This window comes from Tepidiforma sp., from assembly GCF_026419595.1.
In the GTDB taxonomy this organism is placed as follows: domain Bacteria; phylum Chloroflexota; class Dehalococcoidia; order Tepidiformales; family Tepidiformaceae; genus Tepidiforma.
In genome coordinates, this window is sequence record NZ_JANZZD010000034.1 from 1 (window position 1) to 21,228 (window position 21,228).

The 21,228-nt window shown below is 70.4% G+C and carries 21 protein-coding genes and 1 pseudogene; 13 read left to right on the forward strand and 9 right to left on the reverse strand.

What is annotated here, in order from left to right:
* Positions 1-306 precede the first annotated feature (306 nt).
* The 8 genes and pseudogenes from glyA to thrC all read left to right on the forward strand — a co-directional run bounded on the left by glyA (position 307) and on the right by thrC (position 7,531).
* On the forward strand, positions 307-1,575 hold the full coding sequence (glyA, locus tag N2041_RS12990) for a serine hydroxymethyltransferase (protein WP_297679005.1): 1,269 nt from the start codon (positions 307-309) through the stop codon (positions 1,573-1,575).
* Between the two features lie 86 nt (positions 1,576-1,661).
* Positions 1,662-2,141 carry a 30S ribosomal protein S6 gene (gene rpsF / locus N2041_RS12995; protein ID WP_297679006.1) on the forward strand — a complete coding sequence of 160 codons (480 nt, stop codon included), beginning with the start codon at positions 1,662-1,664 and terminating at the stop codon, positions 2,139-2,141.
* Between the two features lie 15 nt (positions 2,142-2,156).
* Complete coding sequence (locus tag N2041_RS13000; protein WP_297679007.1) at positions 2,157-2,645, forward strand: single-stranded DNA-binding protein; 489 nt, start codon at positions 2,157-2,159, stop codon at positions 2,643-2,645.
* Positions 2,646-2,745: 100 nt separating this feature from the next.
* Positions 2,746-3,048: pseudogene (gene rpsR / locus N2041_RS13005) on the forward strand (30S ribosomal protein S18); the annotation flags it as partial.
* 54 nt (positions 3,049-3,102) lie between these two features.
* Positions 3,103-4,116 carry a peptidyl-prolyl cis-trans isomerase gene (locus N2041_RS13010; protein WP_297679009.1) on the forward strand — a complete coding sequence of 338 codons (1,014 nt, stop codon included), beginning with the start codon at positions 3,103-3,105 and terminating at the stop codon, positions 4,114-4,116.
* The gene (locus N2041_RS13015) at positions 4,106-5,458 is read left to right on the forward strand and encodes a homoserine dehydrogenase (protein WP_297679010.1); all 1,353 of its coding nucleotides are present in this window, start codon (positions 4,106-4,108) and stop codon (positions 5,456-5,458) included. Before N2041_RS13010 ends, N2041_RS13015 begins: the two co-directional genes overlap by 11 nt.
* Position 5,459: 1 nt before the next feature.
* Positions 5,460-6,467: a hypothetical protein gene (locus N2041_RS13020; RefSeq protein ID WP_297679011.1), complete on the forward strand. Its 1,008-nt coding sequence runs from the start codon at positions 5,460-5,462 to the stop codon at positions 6,465-6,467.
* Entirely contained in the window at positions 6,464-7,531 is a 1,068-nt protein-coding gene (gene thrC / locus N2041_RS13025; RefSeq protein ID WP_297679012.1) for a threonine synthase, read from the forward strand. Before N2041_RS13020 ends, thrC begins: the two co-directional genes overlap by 4 nt.
* Positions 7,532-7,544: 13 nt before the next feature.
* Here thrC and N2041_RS13030 read toward each other — a convergent pair whose 3' ends face one another.
* A complete protein-coding gene (locus N2041_RS13030; protein ID WP_297679013.1) occupies positions 7,545-8,369 on the reverse strand; it encodes a PPK2 family polyphosphate kinase in 825 nt (274 codons plus the stop codon).
* Positions 8,370-8,377: 8 nt separating this feature from the next.
* Positions 8,378-9,001, reverse strand: a complete 624-nt coding sequence (locus N2041_RS13035; RefSeq protein WP_297679014.1) for a pyridoxamine 5'-phosphate oxidase family protein — start codon at positions 8,999-9,001, stop codon at positions 8,378-8,380.
* An 80-nt stretch (positions 9,002-9,081) separates the two neighbouring features.
* Here N2041_RS13035 and N2041_RS13040 point away from each other — a divergent pair, with 80 nt between their 5' ends.
* A complete protein-coding gene (locus N2041_RS13040; protein ID WP_297679015.1) occupies positions 9,082-9,546 on the forward strand; it encodes a pyridoxamine 5'-phosphate oxidase family protein in 465 nt (154 codons plus the stop codon).
* Between the two features lie 25 nt (positions 9,547-9,571).
* Here N2041_RS13040 and N2041_RS13045 read toward each other — a convergent pair whose 3' ends face one another.
* On the reverse strand, positions 9,572-10,246 hold the full coding sequence (locus tag N2041_RS13045; protein WP_297679016.1) for a response regulator transcription factor: 675 nt from the start codon (positions 10,244-10,246) through the stop codon (positions 9,572-9,574).
* A complete protein-coding gene (locus tag N2041_RS13050; protein WP_297679017.1) occupies positions 10,243-11,415 on the reverse strand; it encodes a GAF domain-containing protein in 1,173 nt (390 codons plus the stop codon). Before N2041_RS13050 ends, N2041_RS13045 begins: the two co-directional genes overlap by 4 nt.
* A 134-nt stretch (positions 11,416-11,549) precedes the next feature.
* On the opposite strand from N2041_RS13050, the gene N2041_RS13055 reads away from it, so the two are divergent.
* The gene (locus N2041_RS13055) at positions 11,550-11,924 is read left to right on the forward strand and encodes a hypothetical protein (protein WP_297679018.1); all 375 of its coding nucleotides are present in this window, start codon (positions 11,550-11,552) and stop codon (positions 11,922-11,924) included.
* A gap of 10 nt (positions 11,925-11,934) precedes the next feature.
* On the opposite strand, the gene N2041_RS13060 is transcribed toward N2041_RS13055, so the two are convergent.
* Both N2041_RS13060 and N2041_RS13065 read right to left on the reverse strand, forming a co-directional pair.
* Complete coding sequence (locus N2041_RS13060; protein WP_297679019.1) at positions 11,935-13,086, reverse strand: beta-galactosidase; 1,152 nt, start codon at positions 13,084-13,086, stop codon at positions 11,935-11,937.
* Between the two features lie 28 nt (positions 13,087-13,114).
* Positions 13,115-14,419: a M20/M25/M40 family metallo-hydrolase gene (locus N2041_RS13065; RefSeq protein WP_297679020.1), complete on the reverse strand. Its 1,305-nt coding sequence runs from the start codon at positions 14,417-14,419 to the stop codon at positions 13,115-13,117.
* Positions 14,420-14,545: 126 nt separating this feature from the next.
* On the opposite strand from N2041_RS13065, the gene N2041_RS13070 reads away from it, so the two are divergent.
* The 3 genes from N2041_RS13070 to gyrB all read left to right on the forward strand — a co-directional run bounded on the left by N2041_RS13070 (position 14,546) and on the right by gyrB (position 17,867).
* Positions 14,546-14,980 carry a PaaI family thioesterase gene (locus N2041_RS13070; RefSeq protein WP_297679021.1) on the forward strand — a complete coding sequence of 145 codons (435 nt, stop codon included), beginning with the start codon at positions 14,546-14,548 and terminating at the stop codon, positions 14,978-14,980.
* Positions 14,981-15,062: 82 nt separating this feature from the next.
* Positions 15,063-15,818, forward strand: a complete 756-nt coding sequence (locus tag N2041_RS13075) for a hypothetical protein (protein WP_297679022.1) — start codon at positions 15,063-15,065, stop codon at positions 15,816-15,818.
* 102 nt (positions 15,819-15,920) lie between these two features.
* On the forward strand, positions 15,921-17,867 hold the full coding sequence (gene gyrB, locus N2041_RS13080) for a DNA topoisomerase (ATP-hydrolyzing) subunit B (RefSeq protein ID WP_297679023.1): 1,947 nt from the start codon (positions 15,921-15,923) through the stop codon (positions 17,865-17,867).
* A 36-nt stretch (positions 17,868-17,903) separates the two neighbouring features.
* On the opposite strand, the gene N2041_RS13085 is transcribed toward gyrB, so the two are convergent.
* From N2041_RS13085 to N2041_RS13095, 3 genes are all read right to left on the reverse strand, one after another.
* A complete protein-coding gene (locus N2041_RS13085) occupies positions 17,904-18,746 on the reverse strand; it encodes a bifunctional 2-polyprenyl-6-hydroxyphenol methylase/3-demethylubiquinol 3-O-methyltransferase UbiG (protein ID WP_297679024.1) in 843 nt (280 codons plus the stop codon).
* Positions 18,747-18,801: 55 nt separating this feature from the next.
* The gene (locus N2041_RS13090; RefSeq protein WP_297679025.1) at positions 18,802-19,758 is read right to left on the reverse strand and encodes a thermonuclease family protein; all 957 of its coding nucleotides are present in this window, start codon (positions 19,756-19,758) and stop codon (positions 18,802-18,804) included.
* Positions 19,759-20,724: 966 nt separating this feature from the next.
* On the reverse strand, positions 20,725-21,108 hold the full coding sequence (locus N2041_RS13095) for a hypothetical protein (protein ID WP_297679026.1): 384 nt from the start codon (positions 21,106-21,108) through the stop codon (positions 20,725-20,727).
* Positions 21,109-21,228 lie beyond the last annotated feature (120 nt).

The window sequence follows — 21,228 nt, forward strand, 5'->3', positions numbered from 1 at the left end:
CTCCCGGCTCCCGGCTCCCGGCTCCCGGCTCCCGGCTCCCGGCTCCCGGCTCCCGGCTCCCGGCTCCCGGCTCCCGGAACACCCGGAACACCCGTTGGGCGCATAGCGCCCCGCGGGGAGGGAGCCCCGCGACCACGGCGCCTCACCCCGCCATCCGTTCCCTTCTCCCTTTCTCCCCCTCTCCCTTTCTCCCTAACTCCTCGCTCCTCGCTCCTCCCTCCTCGCTCCTCCCTCCTCCCTCCTCCCAACCCCTTCTCCTGCTACCCTTGAAGCCACCGCATCCCCACCACGCCGCAGGGAGCCGCCATGTCCATTCTCCGCCACGCCGACCCGGAAGTCGCCGCCATCATCGAGGCTGAGCGCACCCGGCAGATCGAATCCCTCGAGATGATCGCGAGCGAGAACTACGCCTCCGCCGCCGTCCTCGAAGCCACCGGCTCCGTCTTCACCAACAAGTACGCTGAGGGCTACCCCGGCAAACGCTACTACGCCGGCAACCAGCACTCCGACCGCCTCGAGCAGCTCGCCATCGACCGCGCGAAGCAGCTCTTCGGCGCCGACCACGCCAACGTCCAGCCCACCAGCGGCGCCGAGGCCAACATGGCCGCCTACCTCGCCTTCGCCAACCCCGGCGACACCATCATGGGCATGGAGCTCTCCCAGGGCGGCCACCTCACCCACGGCTCCCCCGTCAACTTCTCCGGCCGCTTCTACCGCTTCGTCCCCTACACCGTCGACCGCGAAACCGAAACCATCGACATGGCCGAGGTCCGCCGCCTCGCCCGCGAAGCGAAGCCCCGCATCATCGTCGCCGGCGCTACCGCCTACCCCCGCCGCATCGACTTCGCCGCCTTCGCCGAGATCGCCCGCGAAGCCGGCGCCCTCCTCATGGTCGATATGTCCCACATCGCCGGGCTCGTCGCCGGCGGCGCCCACCCCAGCCCCGTTCCCCACGCCGACCTCGTCACCACCACGACGCACAAGACGCTCCGCGGCCCGCGCGGCGCCCTCGCCCTCTGCAAAGCCGAGCACGCCGACGCCCTCGACCGCGGCGTCTTCCCCGGCACCCAGGGCGGCCCCCACCTCCACAGCATCGCCGCCAAGGCCGTCGCCTTCGCCGAAGCCCTCCGGCCCGAATTCCGCGACTACGCCGCGCAGGTCGTCCGCAACGCCGCCGTCCTCGCCGAAGAGCTCCAGCGCGCCGGCCTCCGCCTCGTCTCCGGCGGCACCGATAACCACCTCATCCTCGTCGATTGCGGCTCCGTCGGCATCAGCGGCCTCAAGGCCCAGAACGCCCTCCAGGGCGCCGGCATCGTCACCAACCGCAACACCATCCCCTACGACCAGCGCTCCGCCTACGTCACCAGCGGCCTCCGCCTCGGCACCCCCGCCCTCACCAGCCGCGGCATGAAAGAGGACGAAATGCGCCGCGTCGCCAGCTGGATCGTCCGCGTCCTCAAAGACCCGGACGGCGAAGGCGTCCGCGAGACCGTCCGCGCCGAGGTCGCCGAATTCGCCCGCGCCTACCCCGTGCCCGGCATCACCGACGCCGAACCGGCCGCGGCTACCGCCTAGCACCGCCCCGTGCTACCCTCGACCGTTGACCCGGGGTCCCGGTTCTCCCCCGCGGAGGACAATCCCATCGCCCGGGCTGAGGTTCCATGAGGGAATACGAACTCACGGTCGTCTACGACCTCGCCGTCCAGGAAGCGGGCGGCCCCGCCGCCAGCGAAGAGCGCCTCAAGCAGCTCGTCGAATCCCGCGGCGGTAAGCTCCTGAAGCTCGACCACTGGGGCCGGCGCCGCATGGCCTACCCCATCCGCCACGCCATCGATGCCGACTACATCGTCAGCCGCATCGAAGCCGAGCCCGCCGCCGTCAGCGGCATCGAAACCGCCCTCCGCATCGATGAGAAGGTCTACCGCCACCTCATCGTGCGCGCCGACGAGCTGCCGGCCCCGCCGCCCCCGCGCGAACCGCGCGAGCCCCGCGCCGAGGCGGCGCCCGCCCAGCCGGCGGCGCCCGCCCCCGCCCCTGCGGCCGAGGCGGCGCCCGCCCCCGAAGCGTCAGCCCCTGTCGCCGAATCCAGCGAGACTCCGGCCGCGGCCGATGCGCCCGCCGGCGAACCGGCCGAATCCTAGCCCGGAGGCCCCCAGATGGCGGGACTGAACAAAATCCTCCTCATCGGCAATGCCGGCCGCGATGCCGAGCTGCGCTACCTCTCCAGCGGCACTCCCCAGTGCCAGTTCAGCCTCGCCGTCAACAACCGCCGCAAAAACCAGCAGACCGGCGAATGGGAAGACCAGACCGAATGGTTCAACATCGTCGTCTGGGGCGATACCGCCGAGCGCGTCTCCCAGTACATCACCAAGGGCAAGCAGCTCTTCATCGAAGGCCGCGTCCAGACCCGCTCATGGGAAGATGACCAGGGCCAGAAGCACTACCGGACCGAAGTCATCGCCCAGAACCTCCAGCTCCTCGGCGGCCCGCGCGACCAGCCCGCCGGCGACGACTGGGGCAACGGCGGCTCCAGCCGGTCGCGCTTCGCCCCCCGCGGCGATATCGACGAGCCCGGCTACGGCCGCCCCCGCGGCGGCAGCATCCCCCGCGAGGACGTCGACGTCGACGACCTCCCCTTCGAATAGCCCAGCCCGCTGGCACCGCCAGCCCGCCCGCGGCCGGTTCGCCGCGAAACCCCGGTCCCCGCACCAGCGGAGACGAACCCATCGGGAAGGATGAACGACCATGACCTCTGAAGAACGCACCACCCCCGCACCCGCCGCCGAAGGCGAGCGCCCCGCACGCCAGCAGCGCCCCCGCTACACCAACCGCCGCAAAGTCTGCCGTTTCTGCGTCGAAAAGATGGACGGCGTCGATTACAAGGACATCGCCCGCCTCCGCATGTACATCTCCGACCGCGGCAAGATCGAGCCCCGGCGGAAGACCGGCACCTGCCTCAAGCACCAGCGCCTCGTCGCCACCGCCATCAAGCGCGCCCGGCACCTCGCGCTCCTGCCCTACACGCTCGAGCACATCCGCAAGACCGGCATCTTCCCCATCCGCGGCTAACCCCGCCGCCCGCGGCCCCCACCGGAGCAAGCCATGGCTCGACGCGAACGCACCACCGCCCTCCCCCGCCAGCGGCCCCGCGAAGCGCGGCCCGGCGCCCGCGGCGGCTTCTTCCTCACCACCGAGGAGACCCTCCGCCTGCTCATCCTCGGCGGCGCCTCCCTCCTCCTCGTCATCGTCCTCGGCCTCCTCGGCTGGCGGTGGTACGACCAGACCTTCCGCGTCCCCGAAAAAGTCATCCTCCAGGTCGGCGATGAGCGCTTCAGGCTGAAGTACTACGCCGACCGCCTCTTCCCCTACGCCCAGTCCGTCGCCGGCTCCGGCATCAACCTCGGCCTCGCCGAGCAGCAGCTCCTCACCCAGCTCGAAAACGAGGCCATCGTCAACGCCATCGCCCGCGAGCGCGGCATCACCGTCACGCCCGACGACGTCACCAACGAAATCGCCAGCCAGCTCGGCGTCCCCGCCGGCGGCGCCGGCACCACCTTCGATACCCTCTACCGCCAGCGGCTCCAGTCGCTCACCATGAGCGACGCCAACTACCGCCGCTGGGTCGAAGCGCAGGTCTACCGCAAGAAGCTGAAGGACGCCATCCTCGCCGATATCGGCGACACCACCGAGATGGTCACCCTCCGGACCATCATCACCACCACCGAAGACGAAGCCAAAGCCGCGCTCGCCCGCATCCAGGCCGGCGAAGACATGGGCACCGTCGCCCAGACCGCCTCCAAAGACCTCAACTCCCGCCAGAAAGACGGCATCATGGACCCCGAGCCGCCCGCGCTCCTCCCCGCCGCCGTCCAGGCCGCCATCGAAGGCAAGCCCGCCGGCAGCGAGATCATCGGCCCCGTCCAGCTCGCCAACGGCGACTGGTGGATCCTCCGCATCGAAAAGCGCGACCCGAACGCCACCCCCTCCGACACCCAGAAGTCCCAGCTCGCCGACCTCCGCATCGACGAGCTCATCAAGGAGAAGCGCGCCACCATCACCATCCGGCGCAACATCACCAGCAGCGATTTCCGCTGGGCGGAGGAGCATGCCAACTAAAGACGGCCGCCACCAGATCGGCGTCGGCCTCATCGGCCTCGGCGTCGTCGGCTCCGGCGTCGCCCGCGCCCTCCTCGAGCGGCGCGACTACTTCGCCCGCCAGGTCGGCGCCGAGCTCGTCGTCCGCCGCGCCGCCGTCCGCGATACCGCCAAGCCCCGCGCCGTCGACCTCCCCCCCGGCACCATCACCGCCGACGTCGACGCCATCCTCAGCGACCCCGAGATCGACATCGTCGTCGAAGTCATCGGCGGCGAAGAGCCGGCCGGCACCTACATCCGCCGCGCCATCGAAGCCGGCAAACACGTCGTCACCGCCAACAAAGAGCTCATCGCCAAGAGCGGCCCCGCCCTCCTCGCCGAGGCCCACCGCCGCGGCCTCGACATCATGTTCGAAGCCAGCGTCGGCGGCGGCATCCCCCTCATCGCCCCGCTCCGGCGCGACCTCCTCGCCAACAAGATCACCTCCATCCGCGCCATCATCAACGGCACCACCAACTACATCCTCACCAGCATGGCGAACAACGCCGCCGTCGCCGAAGCGCTCCACCGGCAGGGCCTCGAACCCCCGCCCGGCGGCTACGCCGAGGCCCTCCGCGCCGCCCAGGAGCTCGGCTACGCCGAGCCCGACCCCACCAACGACGTCGAGGGCTACGACGCCGCCTACAAGCTCGCCATCATGGCCACCCTCGGCTTCCGCACCCGCGTCCACCCCTCCCAGGTTCACACCGAAGGCATCACCCGTCTCTCCGCCAGCGACTTCGAAGCCGCCCGCGAACTCGGCTACGCCATCAAGCTCCTCGCCATCGCCGAGCGGACCAGCGCCGGCATCATCGCCCGCGTCGCCCCCGCCTTCATCCCCCTCCACGAACCCCTCGCCCGCGTCGACGGCGTCTACAACGCCGTCCAAATCCACGGCGACCTCACCGGCACCGTCCTCTTCCAGGGGCGCGGCGCCGGCTCCGAACCCACCGCCTCCGCCGTCGTCGCCGACCTCCTCGACCTCGCCCACGCCATCGTCCTCGGCGCCCGCGAACGGAAATACTGGGGCCCCGAAGGCGATATCCCCGTCCTCGGCCTCGAACACCTCGAAACCCGCTACTATCTCCGCGTGAAGGTCACCGATAAACCCGGCGTCCTCGCCCAGATCGCCCGCACCCTCGGCGACCACGACGTCAGCATCGCCGCCGTCAGCCAGAAAGAAACCGACACCGACGCCCAGACGGCCGACCTCGTCATCATGACCCACCGCGCCCGCGAAGGCGCCGTCCAGGCCGCCCTGCGCGACATCGCCACCCTCCCCGTCGTCGTCCAGGTCTCCAGCTTCCTCCGCGTGGAGGGCTGAGATGCCCGGCGAGCCCCAGGCCCAGGCGATCACCGAGCTCCTCACCTGGCTCGAACAGCAGCTCCGCGCCACCCGCGAAGAGCAGGCCCGCCACGTCGCCTACCTCGACCAGCTCCGCCGCCAGGTCCACGACCTCTCCGAGCAGATCGACGCCGCGGAGCGCCACCTCCGCGAGTTCGAGCCCCGCTTCCTCCCCTTCCGCGGCCTCCCCGAAAAACTCAACAGCATCGACCAGGCCATGGAAGACCTCCGCCAGGCCGTCAGCACCACCCGCGCCGAGGCCGACAACCAGTTCCGGCTCCTCCGCGCCGAATCCGAATACGACCGGCAGGAGCGCTCCGAAGTCATCCGCCGCGTCGATTCCGCCGCCCACCAGCTCGGCCTCGTCCTCGCCGACGTCGCGCAGGTCCAGCAGCAAACCGCCCAGGTCGCCCAGCAGCTCCAGGCCCTCCTCGAACGCCAGCGCGAGGTCGAACAGCAGGTCCACCAGTTCGGCCTCCGCCTCGACCGCTCCATCGAAGTCAACCGCGACCTCGAAGAACGCATCAAGCAGGTCCTCCTCGGCGACCTCGACGACCGCTTCGAAGTCGTCTTCGAACGCCTCCAGGTCGTCGGCGAAATGGTCCGCCGCAACGAAGAGCTCATCAGCACCGTCGCCCACGAGCGCGACTACCGCCAGGAGCTCATCGACGAAATCGCCCTCTGGCGCGAAGAGCACCACCGCATCGACAATCGCCTCAACCAGCTCGAAGAGGTCACCGACCGCCTCGTCGGCGTCATCGATAAGCTGCAGGGCGAAATCACCCTCCTCGAAGGGCGCCACTCCGGCCTCGGCGAGCGCGTCGCCACCATGCGCCGCGATATCGCCGAAGTCGTCGACCACGTCCGCGAAGAGTTCGCCAAGTTCAACGCCATGTACGAAAAACAGCGCCGGAAGCAGATCCAGGTCCTCGAGCAGGAGCTCCGCGAGATGAAGTTCCACGCCTTCCGGCCGCCGGAGGAACCGTGACCGCCGCGACCGTCCGCCCCCGGGGCGTCCTCTACCGCTGGGCCGAGGTGCTCCCCCTCACCGACCAGACCCCCCGCATCTCGCTCGGCGAAGGCGAAACCCCCCTCGTCCGCTCCGCCGCCCTCGCCGCCGAATGCGGCCTCGATGAGCTCTGGTTCAAGCTCGAAGCCTGCAACCCCACCGGCTCGTTCAAAGACCGCGGCATGGTCGTCGCCGTCGCCAAGGCCCTCGAAGCCGGCGCCCGCGCGATCCTCTGCGCCTCCACCGGCAACACCAGTGCCAGCGCCGCCGCCTACGCCGCCCACACCGGCATCGATTGCCTCGTCCTCGTCCCCGGCGGCAAAGTCGCCGCCGGCAAGATGGCGCAGGCCGCGGCCTACGGCGCCCGCATCATCGAAATCGACGGCAACTTCGATGACGCCCTCCGCGCCGCCCGCGTCCTCACCGAACGCCACCCGGTCGCGCTCGTCAACTCCGTCAATCCGCACCGCATCGAAGGCCAGAAGACCGCCGCCTACGAAATCTGCGACGTCCTCGGCGATGCCCCCGAGGTGCTCGCCATCCCCGTCGGCAACGCCGGCAACATCACCGCCTACTGGCGCGGCTTCACCGAATGCGCCGAGCGCGGCCTCGCCAGCCGCCACCCCCGCATGTGCGGCTTCCAGGCCGCCGGCGCCGCCCCGCTCGTCTCCGGCCAGCCCGTCGCCAACCCCCAGACCATCGCGACCGCCATCCGCATCGGCAACCCCGCCAGCTGGCAGACCGCCATCGCCGCCCGCGATGAATCCGGCGGCCTCATCGAAGCCGTCACCGACGACGATATCCTCGAGGCCTACCGGCTCCTCGCCCGCCGGGAAGGCCTCTTCGTCGAACCCGCCAGCGCGGCCTCCGTCGCCGGCCTGCTGAAGCTCGGCCGCGCCGGCCGCCTCCGCGGCGGCCGCGCCGTCGCCATCCTCACCGGCCACGGCCTCAAGGACCCGGATACCGCCCTCGCCGCCTGCCAGCCGCAGATCGTCCGCGCCCCCGCCACCGTCGAGGGCATCGAAGCCGCCCTCGGCTGGTAGCCCCGGCTGGCAGCTACTCCACCTTCAGCCCCAGCACCTCCGGCGCCGCCGGCGGATACCGCAGGTCGAGCGACTCCAGCTTCTCCACCAGCGCCCGCGCCACCACCAGGTCGCGATACCACTTCCGGTCCGCAGGCACCACGTGCCACGGCGCGTGCTTCGTGTTGCACCGCTCCAGCGCATCTTCGAACGCCTCGAGGTACGCATCCCAAAGCTTCCGCTCCTCGAGGTCGCTCAGCCGGAACTTCCACTGCTTCTTCGGGTTGTCGATCCGCTCCTGCAGCCGCGCCCGCTGCTCGTCCTTCGAAATCGCGAGGAAGAACTTCATCACGATCGTCCCGTTCCGCTGCAGGTACGCCTCCATCTGGTTGATGTCCTCGTACCGCTGCTCCCACACCTCCTTCGGCACGATCCCCTTCACCCGCTCCACCAGCACCGCTTCGTAATACGACCGGTTGAAGATCGTGATATGCCCCCGCTCCGGCATCTTCTTGTGGTAGCGCCAGAGGTAATCGTGCGCCAGCTCCTCCGGCGTCGGCACTTTGAAAGTCTCCACCGAACAGCCGATCGGCCCCACCTGCTCGAAGACCGAGTTGATCGTCCCGTCCTTCCCGGCCGTGTCGATCCCCTGCAGTACCACCAGCATCGCGTACCGCGCATCGGCGTAGAGGAGGTTCTGCAGCTCGTTCAGCCGCACGCGGAGGCCGATCAGTTCCGCCTCTGCCGCCTCCTTCTCGACCCCGTTCGACGCCGCGGGGTCGAACTTCCGCAGGTCGATCCGCGCATGCGGGGGAAACACGATGGGCTGGTGATGACCGTTGGCGTGGCTGTTGCTCATGCCGGCGATTATCCGCCCGCCGGCCCGCCCCCTGCACGCCGTGCCGCCCGCCGCTGCCGCTGCTCCGCCGGCAGCGCTTCCTCGAAATGGTCCTTCCACTCCGGCTCCGGCGCCTCGCAGCCAGCCTTCGGCACGAAGACCGAGCGCTCCACCAGCTGCATCTTGTGGATGTAGCGCGGGCAGTTCGGGAACACCTCCTCCACCGCCACCCGCACGACGAACTGCGCCCCCGGCCACGCCGCCGCCAGCGGGTCCGCCCAGTCGATCGAGGCCGTCCCGTTCAGCCGCATCCGCCACTGGTTCGCGAAATCGATGAACAGCATCCCCACGCGCCCCGTCTCGAGGATGTTCCCCGCCGTCATGAACTGCCCGTTCCCGTCGTAGCTCGGAAACGCGATCGTCCGCTCATCCAGCACCCGCACGAAGCCCGGCTCGCCGCCCTTGTACGAACAGTCCAGCCGGCCGTCCGCCCCCTGCGTGGCGATGAAGAACATATCCATCCGCTCGATGAACCGCCGGTCGCCCTCGCTGAGCCGGTCCCGCACCGTCTTTTCGGTAATCGCGTCCGCCAGCCGGCGCGTATCGAACCGGTCCTGCACCTCGCGCGCGCCCTCGCCATGCGTGAATGGCATCGTCCCCCTCCTTGCCCCATGGCCGCCTCCTGCGGTCTACTGGGCCCGCGCACACTCTACACCCGCGAGGCAACGCCCCGATGCCCAGCCGCCGCGCCGAAATCGCCCTCACTCCCGAAGAGCAGGAGCAGTTCCTGAAGGAGGGCTGGACCCTCCAGGTCGCCTCCATCGGCCCGAAGGGCTACCCCCACCTCGTCGCCATGTGGTACGTCGTCATCGACGGCATGGTCCACTTCACGACCTTCGCCAAGAGCCAGAAGGTCCTCAACCTGCGCCGGAACCCGAAGATCACCGTCATGCTCGAATCCGGCAAGCTCTACCAGGAGCTCAAGGGCCTCGTCATCGAAGGCGACGCCGAGATCATCGAGGACACCCCCTTCACCGCCCGCGTCATGGGCCTCGTCGGCGAAAAGTACAACGGTATCCCCGCGCCGATGGAAACGCCGGAGGCCGCCCTCAAGGTCGCCTCCAAGCGCGTCACCGTCCGCGTCCGCCCCGTCGACGTCTACTCCTGGGACCACGCGAAGCTCGGCGGCCGCTACTAGGCCGCCCCGCGGGCGCGCAGCCCGCCTACTGCTGCGGCCGCCGCGCCGCCCGCCGGATGGCGAAGCCCGCCGCCTCCACCCGCCGCGTCATCCCGAGCTTGCTCAAGATGTCGCTCACGTGGTGCTTCACCGTCTTCTCCGAGAGGTAGAGCTGCTCGCCAATCTCCCGGTTCGTGAGCCCCTCGGCGATGAGGTCGAGGATCTTCAGCTCCCGCTCCGTCAGCTGCGCCGCCAGCCGGTCCTCCTCGGTGACGATGTTCCCCCGCCGGATCTGTTCGATGACCGCCGCCGAGCTCGCCGGGTCGAGCGTCTTGCCGCCCCGGCCCACCACCCGCATCGCCGCGACGAGGTCGTTCGTCTGCACGTCCTTCAGGAGGAAGCCGCTCGCCCCCGCCACGATCGCCTGCATCACCGCCTCCTCGTCGCTGTAGGAGGTGAGCATCAGCACGTTCGCCCCCGGCACCGCCGAGCGGATCTCCCGGCACGCCTCGATGCCGTTCAGCTTCGGCATCCGCACGTCCATCACCACGAGGTCCGGGTTCGTCTTCTTCGCCTCCCGCACCGCCTCCATCCCGTCGCGCGCTTCGCCCACCACGGAAAACTCCGGGTGGCCCCGCAGCGCCGCCTTCAGCCCCTGCCGGACCAGGTCGTGGTCGTCCGCCAGCAGGACGTGGATCGTGCCGTCTGCCGTCGCCGTCATAGCTCCTCCTCATCGTCGCGGTGCCGCGGGATCGCGACCCGCACCGTCGTGCCCATCCCCGGGATGGGGATGATCGTCAGCTCCGCGCCGAGCCGCTCCGCGCGCGTCCGCATCGTGATGGTGCCGAGCCCCCGCCGCGTCGTCGCCTCTTCGAAGCCGACGCCGTTGTCCTGGATGGTCAGCACCGTCGCGTCGTTCGTTTGCCGCAGGTCGACCGCGATTTTCGTCGGCGCCCCGTGCCGCACTGCGTTCGAAAGCGCCTCCCGCGCGATGTAGAGCAGGTCCTCCGATTCCCGCGTCGTCAGCTCCTGCAGCGCCGCCGCCGAGATGTTGACCACCGTCGCGATGCTCGAAGGCACCAGCTGCCGGATGACGAACGCGAGGTCCCGCGTCAGTTCCGGCTGCTCGACCGGCGTGCCCGCCTCCAGCATCGTGATGTAGCTCCGGATGTCCGCGATGATTTCGTTGATCCGGCCCACCGCGTTCGCCAGCGCCTCCCGCGCTTCCGCCGGGTAGTCGGCCTGGTTCGCCATCGCGTCGCACTCGAGCCCGAGCGCATAGAGCGCCTGGATCGTCCCGTCGTGGAGGTCGTGCGCGATCCGCTCCCGCTCCTCCAGCAGAAAGATCCGGCCGCGCCGCTCCCGCGCCAGCGCGTACGAGACGCTCACCGCCGCCTGCAGCGACAGCACCGCCGCCGCCACCTCGTCCTCCGCCGTGAACGGCGGCGCATCCGCCCCGCGCGCCATGTAGAGCGACCCGATCGTCCGCCCTCCCGCCCGGATCGGCACGCCGAGGAAGCGCGTCATATCCGGGTGGCCCGGCGGCCAGCCGGTGAAGTGCGGGCTCGAACGGAGGTCGTCCAGCCGCAGCGGCCGCTCACAGGTCGCGAGGTGGCCGAGCAGCCCCCGTCCCTTCGGCGGGTCGCCCAGCCGCCGCGCCTGCTCGTCGCTGATCCCGGCGTAGATGAAGCGCGTCAGCACGCCCTCTTCGTCGAACGTCGAAATCGCCGCGTACGCCGCCCCCGTCACCTCCCGCGCCCGCTCCGCCAGCCGGTGCAGGATCTCCGAGAGGTCCTCGCTCGAGGCGAGCAGCTCGCTCGTGACCGCCATCTCCGAAAGGCGCTCGAAGCTCCCGGGCCCTGTGGCCGGCCCATTCGCTGCAGTCTCCATTAGGCCGAATGGTAACGCATTCCTTACCCGTGCAACCGTTTGCCCCGGCCGCCGCGAGCTTCGGGCCGCTCGGCCCGCGCCGCTGGTCCGAAGGGCCCTGACCGCTCCCCGGGCCGCCTTTCGAAACTGGAACCATGGAGGGCACCCCTATCCACGTCGTCTCTGCCGACGGCGCCCTGCGCCGCGCCCTCGTCGCGCGCCTCGAACGCGCCCCCGAGCTCCACGAGAATGCTTCCGGCGACCTCGATTTCGCCAACATCCGGCCCGGCGACGTCGTCGTCTCCACCCCGGCCGACTGTCCCCCGGAGCGCGCCCACGAACTCACCCGCGCCGGCGCTGCCGTCATCATCCTCGCCGCCATCCCCCGCCCCGACGAGCGCGACCGCTACGAACGCGCCGGCGCCGCCGCCTACATCCCGATGCTCATCGACGGCGTCGACCTCGTCCGCGCCATCGGCCAGAGCCTCGCCCGCGCCGGCGCGCCGGACCACCGCTGCCGCACGGCCTGAGCCGCCCCGCTCAGCCGCCGCCCGCGATAGCCTGCCGCGCGGCCTCGATCCACCGCCCGTCGCCGAACCGCTCCAGCTGGTAGAGCCACCACTCCGCGCCCCAGAGGTAGATCCGCTCCGCGCCGGTCCGCCGGGCGTAGTCCACGTTCTTCAGCATCGTCGCCGGCGAGAGGTTCTTCGAGGGGTTCGCCGGGCTGATGCGCCGCGCGTCGCCGTCCGTCCACGGCTCCGCCTGCAGCTCCGTCACCCAGAACTGCTTGCCCGCGGCGCGCGCCGTCCGCGCCTGGTAGGCGTAGTTCGGCATCAGCCAGCCGATCTGCAGGATGTCGATGACGAACTGACGGCCCGCGAGGAAGTAGTTCCGCCGCGGGTAGAGGCTCTGCGCCAGCACGTCCGCATCGGCGAGCGCCTCCTTCCAGCGCCGGTCCATCACGTAGTGCTGCGCATGGTTGATCGCCACCGGCCGGCCGAGCGGGTCGTTCGCCCGGATCGCCGCCGCGACGTCCGCCACGTAGTCGCGCCCGAGCGACCAGTTCTGCGCCCGGTGCGAAGCGATGTACCCCTCGTTCTCCGCCGTCCACGAATCGATCTCCGGCCGCCCGGCCAGCCGCGCCGTCACCGCCGCGACCATCCGCAGCGCCCGCGCCCGCAGCGCCGGCTCCTCCGAGAGCACCATCCCATCGCGCAGCTCCACGCCCTCCAGCGCCCACGCCGGGATGTAGAACTCCGGGTGCCGCTGCGCCTTCATCCCGATCGAGACGTTCGCCGTCGCCCCCGCCGCCCGCACGGCGTCCAGCTGCGCCTCGATGACCGAGAAGTCGAACTCCCCTTCCCGCGGCTCTACCTCGTCCCAGTTCACGCTGAGGCGGACGAGCCCCGCGCCGGTCAGGTCGATGAGCTGCCTTAGCACCTCCGCGCACCATGCCGCCCGGCCCGGCCGCCCATCGTCGGCGTGGCCGTCCGGGCCGGCCCCGGGCTCTTCGAGCAGCAGGTACTCCGCCTGGTCGCAGCTGAAGTTGATGCCGATTGCCGAATCCGCCGGCGGCTCCCGGTTCGACCACTGCAGATGGAGCGTGAGCCAGACCTGGCCGAGCAGGAGGGCGAGCGCGGCGAGCGCCCCGCCGGCAATTCCCGCCACCTGCCAGCGCCGCCGGAGCCCCATCGCCCTCCATTCTCGCCCGCGCCGGCCGTTAGCTCACCATCCGCCGCACGATTTCGTACATCAGCTCGCAGCCGAGGTTCAGGTTCTCCACCGTCAGGAACTCGTCGTTGCCGTGGAAGCCGCGCCGCTCCTCCGGCGAAAGCAGGCAGGGGATGAAGCCGTACGCCGGGATGCCCCGCTCCCGCAGGAACCGGTTGTCCGTCCCGCCGATCGTCATCCCCGGCACCACCACCGCGTCCTCCATCGCCTCCTTCACCACCGAGGTGATCGTCCGGAACAGCTCCGTGTCCCACGGTACGGCCGCCGGCTCGCCGTGGTCCGGCGAGAGCAGCTCGACTTCCACCCGCTCGTCGTCGATCCGCTCGCGCACCTGCCGGATCCACTCCCGCTTCGATTGTCCCGGCAGCAGCCGGCAGTCGATCACCGCCTCGCTCCGGGCCGGGATGACGTTCGCCTTGATCCCCGCGTTCAGCATCGTCAGGTTCAGCGTGTTCTGGAACATCGCCAGCAGCTCCGGCGACCGCCGAATCCGCTCCTCCACCGCCTTCCGGTCGGAGCGCGGCGGCATCAGCCCCGCCTCGGCCAGCCGGTCGAGGTACGCCTCCGTGTCGGGCGTGAAGATGAGCGGCCGCTCCCAGTCCGTCAGCCGCTGCAGCGCCCGGACGAGGTAGACGGCCGAGTTGTCCGCGTGCGGCACGCTGCCATGGCCCGGCCGGCCGACCGCCGTCAGCTTCAGCCAGCAGATGTCCTTCTCGTTCGTTGCCACGCTGAAGAGTCGGGTCTCCTGCCGCCCGAACCGCGTCGTGCCCGCCGCGCCCTCGCTCAGCTCGTACTCCACGTCCACCACGTCCGGCCGGTGCTCGCACAGCCACGCCATCCCGTAGTCGCTCCCTGCCTCCTCATCCGGCACCGCGCAGAAGACCACGTCCCGCCGGAGCGGCACCCCCTCCCGCTTCAGCAGCAGGAGCGCGATGAGCTGCATCACCCCGCAGCCCTTCATGTCGACCGCCCCCCGGCCGTACACCCGCCCGTCCTGCACCAGCCCGGCGAACGCCGGCACCGACCAGTACTGCTCCTCCACCGGCACCACGTCCGTGTGGTTGCAGAGCATGATCGGCCGCTTCGAACCGTCGCCCCGCAGCCGCGCGACCAGCACCTCCCGGTTCGGCGCCGTCTCGATGTACTCGACCGGGATGCCCTCCGCCTCGCAGATCGCCCCGAGGAAGCGCGCTGCCGGCTTCTCGTTGCCCGGCGGATTCGTCGTGTCGATCTGCAGGTAGCGCACGAAAATGTCGAGCGCTTCGCGGTGCACGGCCGGCCAGTCGATTGCCATCTTGCTCCTCCAGCCCCGGGGTGGAGCCGGATTCTCCCCCGGAGGAACGCCCGGCGGCAACTGAGTTGCATCATGCAACGAACTGCGAGACCATAGGCGCCATCGCCAGCCCGGGAGGAAGCCCTAATGTCCGACGCCGCCCCCGCCCCCACCAGCGCCGCCGACTGGAACGCGCGCTCCGCCGGCCGCCTCCCCGGCCTCGTCGGGCTCGAGGTGACCGCCATCGGCGAGCGCTTCGCGGAGGGCCGCCTGCCCATCCGCCCCGACCTCCTCGCCCCCAACGGTTTCCTCCACGCCGCGACCGTCATCGCCCTCGCCGATACCCTCTGCGGCTACGGCTGCTCCGCCAGCCTCCCCCAGGGCGCCGCCGGCTTCACCACCATCGAACTCAAGGCGAACTTCCTCGGCACCGCCACCGAAGGCATCATCGCCGCCCGCGCCAGCATGCTCCACGGCGGCCGCACCACCCAGGTCTGGGACGCCGAGGTCACCCACCTCGAATCGGGCCGCACCCTCGCCGTCTTCCGCTGCACCCAGGCCGTCCTCTGGCCCCGCGCCTAGCCCGCACCGTCCGCCCCGCCTACGATACGTGCGCCAGGCAGCCCCGGTTGGCTGGCGACCCTCTCGCCAGGAGCCGCGGCCGGTGAAAGTCCTGCGCATCACGGATAGCAACGACGTAACGCCGGGCGGGACGCCCGGCCGCCCCGCGCTCGTCGCCCGCGCTCTCGAAGCCCGCTTCGGCGAACCCGTCGAGATGGTCGTCAAGTCCGTCTGGCCGAACGAGCGGATGCCCGCCATCATCGGCAAATGGCTCGATGACGAGCGCCCCGACGTCGTCTGGCTGGGCATCAACCGGTTCTGGTTCAACTACCCGAGCGTCCCGCTCCGCCTCCGCCGGAAGCTCGGCCCGCTCGGCGACCGGCTCGCCCGGCTCGGCCTCGGTGCCGCCGCGAACCCCGTCATCGGCCCGTCCCGCGCGTTCCGGCTCGCCCGCAGCCTCCTGCTCCGCACCGTCGGCGGCGATTACCACTTCGAGCCGGAAGAAATCCTCCCCCGCATCGAAGCCTCCATCCGCCGCATCCTCCGCCAGGAAGGCGTGGTCCTTGCCGTCTGGGGGCCGTTCGGCCGCTCCCGCTGGTCCGTCACCCGCGCGCAGGCCGCCGCCGAGCAGCGCCGCCAGGCCGTCGTCGTCGCCGCCCTCGAACGGCTCGCGCGCGACCTCCACTTCGCGTACGCCGGTGCCGGTGCGCCCCTCTACCTCAGCCACGAAACGCCGGAGCTGGCGCCCGACGGCTTCCACTTCGGCGTCAGCTACGAAGCCGAGTCCGGCGAGCGCCACGCCGCCTTCCTCATCCAGGCGATCGAAGCCGAGCGCGGCGCCGTCACCCGCCCCGCCTGAACTCGCCCCGAACCCGCAACCCTGCTAAAATGTGCAGGTGAGCGAACGAATTTCGGGCCGCTGCCCCTGCCGGCTCGCACCCCGCGAGGCATTCCCCCGCTGATGGCTACCCAGGCGACCTCCTCGACCTATACCGCCGAAAACATCCAGGTCCTCGAAGGCCTCGAAGCCGTCCGCAAGCGGCCCGGCATGTACATCGGCACCACCGATAAAGCCGGCCTCCACCACCTCGTCAAAGAGCTCGTCGACAACGCCGTCGACGAAGCCATGGCCGGCTACTGCGACCGCATCGAAGTCATCTTCCACGCCAACGGCTGGTGCACCGTCAAAGACAACGGCCGCGGCATCCCCGTCGACATCCAGAAGCAGACCGGCAAGTCCGCCGTCGAAACCGTCATGACCGTCCTCCACGCCGGCGGCAAGTTCGGCGGCGGCGGCTACAAAGTCTCCGGCGGCCTCCACGGCGTCGGCGCCTCCGTCGTCAACGCCCTCAGCGAAGCCATGTGGGTCGAAGTCGTCCCCGACCCTGCCGCCCAGGGCGCGGACAAGGCCGGCCGCGTCTACCGCCAGGAGTACGAGCGCGGCCGCCCCCTCACCGAACTCACCCCGCGGCCCCTCGACGACCCCGCCCGCGGCCACGGCACCACCGTCTCCTTCAAGCCCGACCCCGCCATCTTCGAAAGCGTCGACTTCGAATTCCGCATCGAAGCCGAACGCCTCCGCATGTACGCCTTCCTCACCAAGAAGACCTGGTTCCGCCTCCTCGATGAGCGCACCGACCAGGAGGTCAACTACTACTTCGAAGGCGGCATCAAGAGCTTCGTCCGCTACGTCAACCGCGACCGCGAAGCCCTCAACCCCGACCCCATCTACGTCGAGCGCGAGGTCGACGGCAACCTCATCGAGTGCGCCATCCAGTACAACGACGGCTTCAACGAGACCGTCTACACCTTCGCCAACTCCATCAACACCATCGACGGCGGCTCCCACCTCACCGGCTTCCGCCAGGCCCTCACCCGCGTCCTCAACGACTACGCCCGCAAGCAGAAGATCCTCAAGGAGAACGACCCCAACCTCACCGGCGATGACGTCCGCGAAGGCCTCGTCGCCGTCATCTCCGTCAAGCTCCCCGAGCCCCAGTTCGAAGGCCAGACCAAGACGCGCCTCGGCAACCAGGAAGTCGCCGGCCAGGTGCAGGCCGTCGTCGGCGAAGCCCTCGCCCTCTACCTCGAAGAGCACCCCTCCGAAGGCCGCCGCATCGTCGAGAAGTGCCTCATCGCCAGCCGCGCCCGCGAAGCCGCCCGCAAAGCGCGCGACCTCGTCCAGCGCAAGAGCGCCCTCGAAAGCGGCGCCCTCCCCGGCAAGCTCGCTGATTGCTCCTCCCGCGACCCCGAGGAATCCGAACTCTTCATCGTCGAGGGCGACTCCGCCGGCGGCTCCGCCAAGCAGGGCCGCGACCGCCGCTACCAGGCCATCCTCCCCCTCTTCGGTAAGATCCTGAACGTCGAGAAAGCCCGGCCCGATAAGATGCTCGGCCACGAGGCGATCCGCCTCATCATCTCCGCCCTCGGCACCGGCATCCGCGAAACCTTCGATCTCGCGAAGCTCCGCTACCACAAAATCATCATCATGACGGACGCCGACGTCGACGGCGCCCACATCCGCACCCTCCTCCTCACCTTCTTCTTTCGCAACATGCCCGAGCTCATCGAGCACGGGCACCTCTACATCGCCCAGCCGCCCCTCTACCGCGCCCAGCACGGCAAAGAGGTCCGCTACTTCTACACCGACCAGCAGCTCGAGGAGTACCGCAAGCAAAACCGGCGGGCGAACCTCAACGTCCAGCGCTTCAAGGGCCTCGGCGAAATGAACGCCGAGCAGCTCTGGGAAACCACCATGAACCCGGCGAACCGCACCCTGCTCCAGGTCACCATCCACGACGCTGCCACCGCCGACGCCCTCTTCTACGAACTCATGGGCGACGACGTCTCCCACCGCCGGAAGTTCATCCAGGCGAACGCCAGCCAGGTCCGCAACCTCGACATCTGACGCGCCGCTCCGAAGCCGGTCGAGCGCGCGGCGCGCTCAGTCCCGCCGCGCCGGCTCCCAGCTCACGATGCCGATGAACCGCCGCTGCACCGGCAGCGCGATCCCCTCCGGCCGGCCCCACCAGGCCTCCATCAGCTCGCGCATCCGCTGCTCCTTCGCGCCGCCCGGCGCGAGCCACAGCATCCGCCGCGCCAGCTCGAACGCCTCCTCACGCTCCGTCAGCTCCTCCTCCACCCCCTTGCTCACCGTGCGCACCTCGAACCGCCGGTTCCGCGCGCCCAGCAGCGCCGTGAACTCCTTCAGCGCCGGCAGCGTCTGCATCGGTTCGCCGTGCACCGCTTCGAAAAGCGGCGCCAGCGCTGCGCCTCGCCCGAACTGCGCGAACACCCCGATGCACAGCCGCCGCGTATGCCGCTCTATCGCATCGAGAAACGGGCCGATCTCCGCGATGTCGTAGCAGGCGTGCGCCGCGAGGCTCACGTCCGCGTCGACCCGCCAGTCGGCCGCCGGCCAGCGCACACCGTGCACCTCGACCGCCACCCCCGCCTCGTCCGCCGCGGCGGTGAGCGTCCGCCGCATCGCCTCGCTCGGCTCGATGGCCACGACGCGGCAGCCTTTCTTGGCCAGCGGCACCGCGAACCGCCCGCCGCCCGCGCCGATGTCCAGCACGGTCTCTCCCGGCGCGATGAGCGCGTCCAGCACCGGCCACTCCAGCGATTCCAGCGCGCCGGGCCGGAAGCGGTGCGCGATCGCCCCGTAGTGGTCGGCCGGCGGCTCCGGCTCCCGCACCCGCGCCACCTGCTCGGCATCGGCCGCCACCAGCGCCGCCCACGCGGCGAGCGCCTCTTCCTCGGTCGGACGCAGCACGTTCATCGGCATCCGGGACCTCCCGCGGACAACGTTCCCCCTGCCCTGGCCGGGATGATACGCCGTGTCAATCGCCGTCGTCGAACCGCTGCACCAGCCGACCCGTGCAGTCGTACAGCAGCGCGTCGTCGTCCTGCGTGTTGTTCCAGAGCGTCGCGTCGCTCCACCACAGCCGCGTCGCCGTGTTCGCGAACCGCGGCACGCCGCTCCAGACCTCCACCCGCCCGCTGAGCACGAAGCCGCTCGGGAAGTCGAACCGCTGGTTCCCGCGCTCGCTGATGAGATACCAGCCGGTCAGGTTGCCGCTCCCTTCGATGACCACCACCTCGGCCGCCTTGTTCAGCGAGACGATCCGCGCCGTCGCCGCCGCGCAGCTGCCGCCCGGCGTCGGCGTCGCGGGGGGTGTCGGCGTGCGCGTCGGGGTCGCCGTCGGCGCGCCGCTCGAGGGCGTCGGCGTGGCCGGCGCGTTCAGCCCGCCGCAGGCGCCCCAGAGGCCGCGGTTCGCCGCCTTCGCCTCCGCCTCGGCCGCAGCGATCCGGTCGCGGTACTTCACGTCCGGCGGGTAGACCGCCAGCGCCGCGTACCCGTCGCGCACCATCCGCTCGTTGAACAGCTCGCCATCGACCCACACGTACCGCAGGTAGCGGTCGAACCGGTCCACGTTCGAAACATCCCGCTCCAGCCCGACCACCCGGCCGAGGAGGCGCGCCGCGACGTACTCCGTCGATTCCCTGCTGAAGCAGCGCGCACCGCCCGAGAGCTCGGGCGCGTCGATGAGGATGAGGCGGACGCGGCCCGCGTCTGCGCACCCGCCGACGTCGATGGTGTCGCCGTCGACCACGTTCGTCACGGTGCACTGGACCAGGTTCGGCGGCGCGGCCTGCCCCGGCGCCGAATCGGCCGCCACCATCGGCGCGTACGCCCGCGGCGTCGTCCCGCCCTGCTGCGCCGCCGCCCGGCAGCCCGCCAGCAGCCCGAGCGCCCCGACCAGCACCGCCGCCCCGAGGAGCAGCTTCCGCTTCATGCACGAATTCCTACCACATCCGCGCGACACCTGTCGTCGGGAAGAACGGGAGAAAAAGGGGAGAAGGGGAGAAAGGGAGAGAGGGAGAGAGAGCGGAGCGAGGAGCGGGGAGGGAGAAGGCAGAAGGGAGACGTTGACGAGCCCAGGATAGACGCACCCTCTCTCCCAACTCCCAACTCCCAACTCCGTAGTCGCGGGGCTCCGTCCCCGCGGGGGGCCGGCGAGGCCCACCCCGACGTTCGCATCCACTCCTCTCCCGCTTCCCGCTTCCCGCCTCCCGCCTCCCGCCTCCCGGACCATCCGTTGGGCGCATGGCGCCCCGCGGGGACGGAGCCCCGCAACTACGGTTGAAGGTTGGAGGTTGGAGGTTGGAGGTTGGAGGTTGACTCATCCGGAAGGCCTGCGCCTCCCAACTCCCAACTCCCAACTCCCAACTCCGTAGTCGCGGGGCTCCGTCCCCGCGGAGGGCCGGCGAGGCCCACCCGGCCGTCCGAATTCAAGCTCCCTCCCGCCTCCCGGCTCCCGGTTCCCGTAGCCGCGGGGCTCCGTCCCCGCGGAGGGCCGGGAGGCCCACCCGGACGCTCGAATCCACCCCCTCCCGCCTCCCGGTTCTCACCTCCCAACTCCGTAGCCGCGGGGCTCCGTCCCCGCGGAGGGCCGGCAAGGCCCACCCGGACGCTCGAATCCGCCCCCTCCCGCCTCCCGGTTCCCGTTTCCCGTATCCCGCTTCCCGGTTTCCGCACCATCCGTTGGGCGCATGGCGCCCCGCGGGGACGGAGCCCCGCGACGACGGCCTCACCTGCCGCACCGCCTCGTGTTGGGGGTTGAAGGTTCGAGGTTGACGAATCCGGGTCCGGCCATACGCTCCCTCCCAACTCCCAACTCCCAACTCCCAACTCCCATCCGGCGCCGCCGCCGAAGGCGGCCAGCCATCCCCCGCCGCGGGCGGCGAGCCCGCGGCATCCCCTACCCTTGCGCCTTCTTCCCTTTCCCCTTGCCCTTCCCCGCTTCGCGCAGCATCCCCGCCAGCTCATCCAGCCGGTCATCGATGGCGTCGAGCCGCTCGAGGATGAGCTGCACCTGGTCCGCCAGCCGCTGGAACTCCGAAAGCGGCACCGCGCCAGCCGCTTCGATGAGCGGTCCCCACGCCTCCCGCGCCGCCCGCGCCAGCGCCGCCCGCGTCGCCACGTACGCCTGCTGCGTCTCCTTCGAGGCTTCCTGGCCCGCCGCCGAGGCCATGAAGCTCTCGTACGTCTTCCCCCACGCCGAGAGAAACTGCTCGTTCAGCTGCTGGAACTGCTTCAGCAGCTCCTCCGGACCCGGAAATGGCGAAGCCCCCGGCTGCGTCATGCGCGCATCATACGCGGTGCGGAGGTTGGAGGTTGGAGGTTGAAGGTTGGAGGTTGGAGGTTGGAGGTTGGAGGTTGGAGGTTGGAGGTTGGAGGTTGGAGGTTGGAGGTTGGAGGTTGG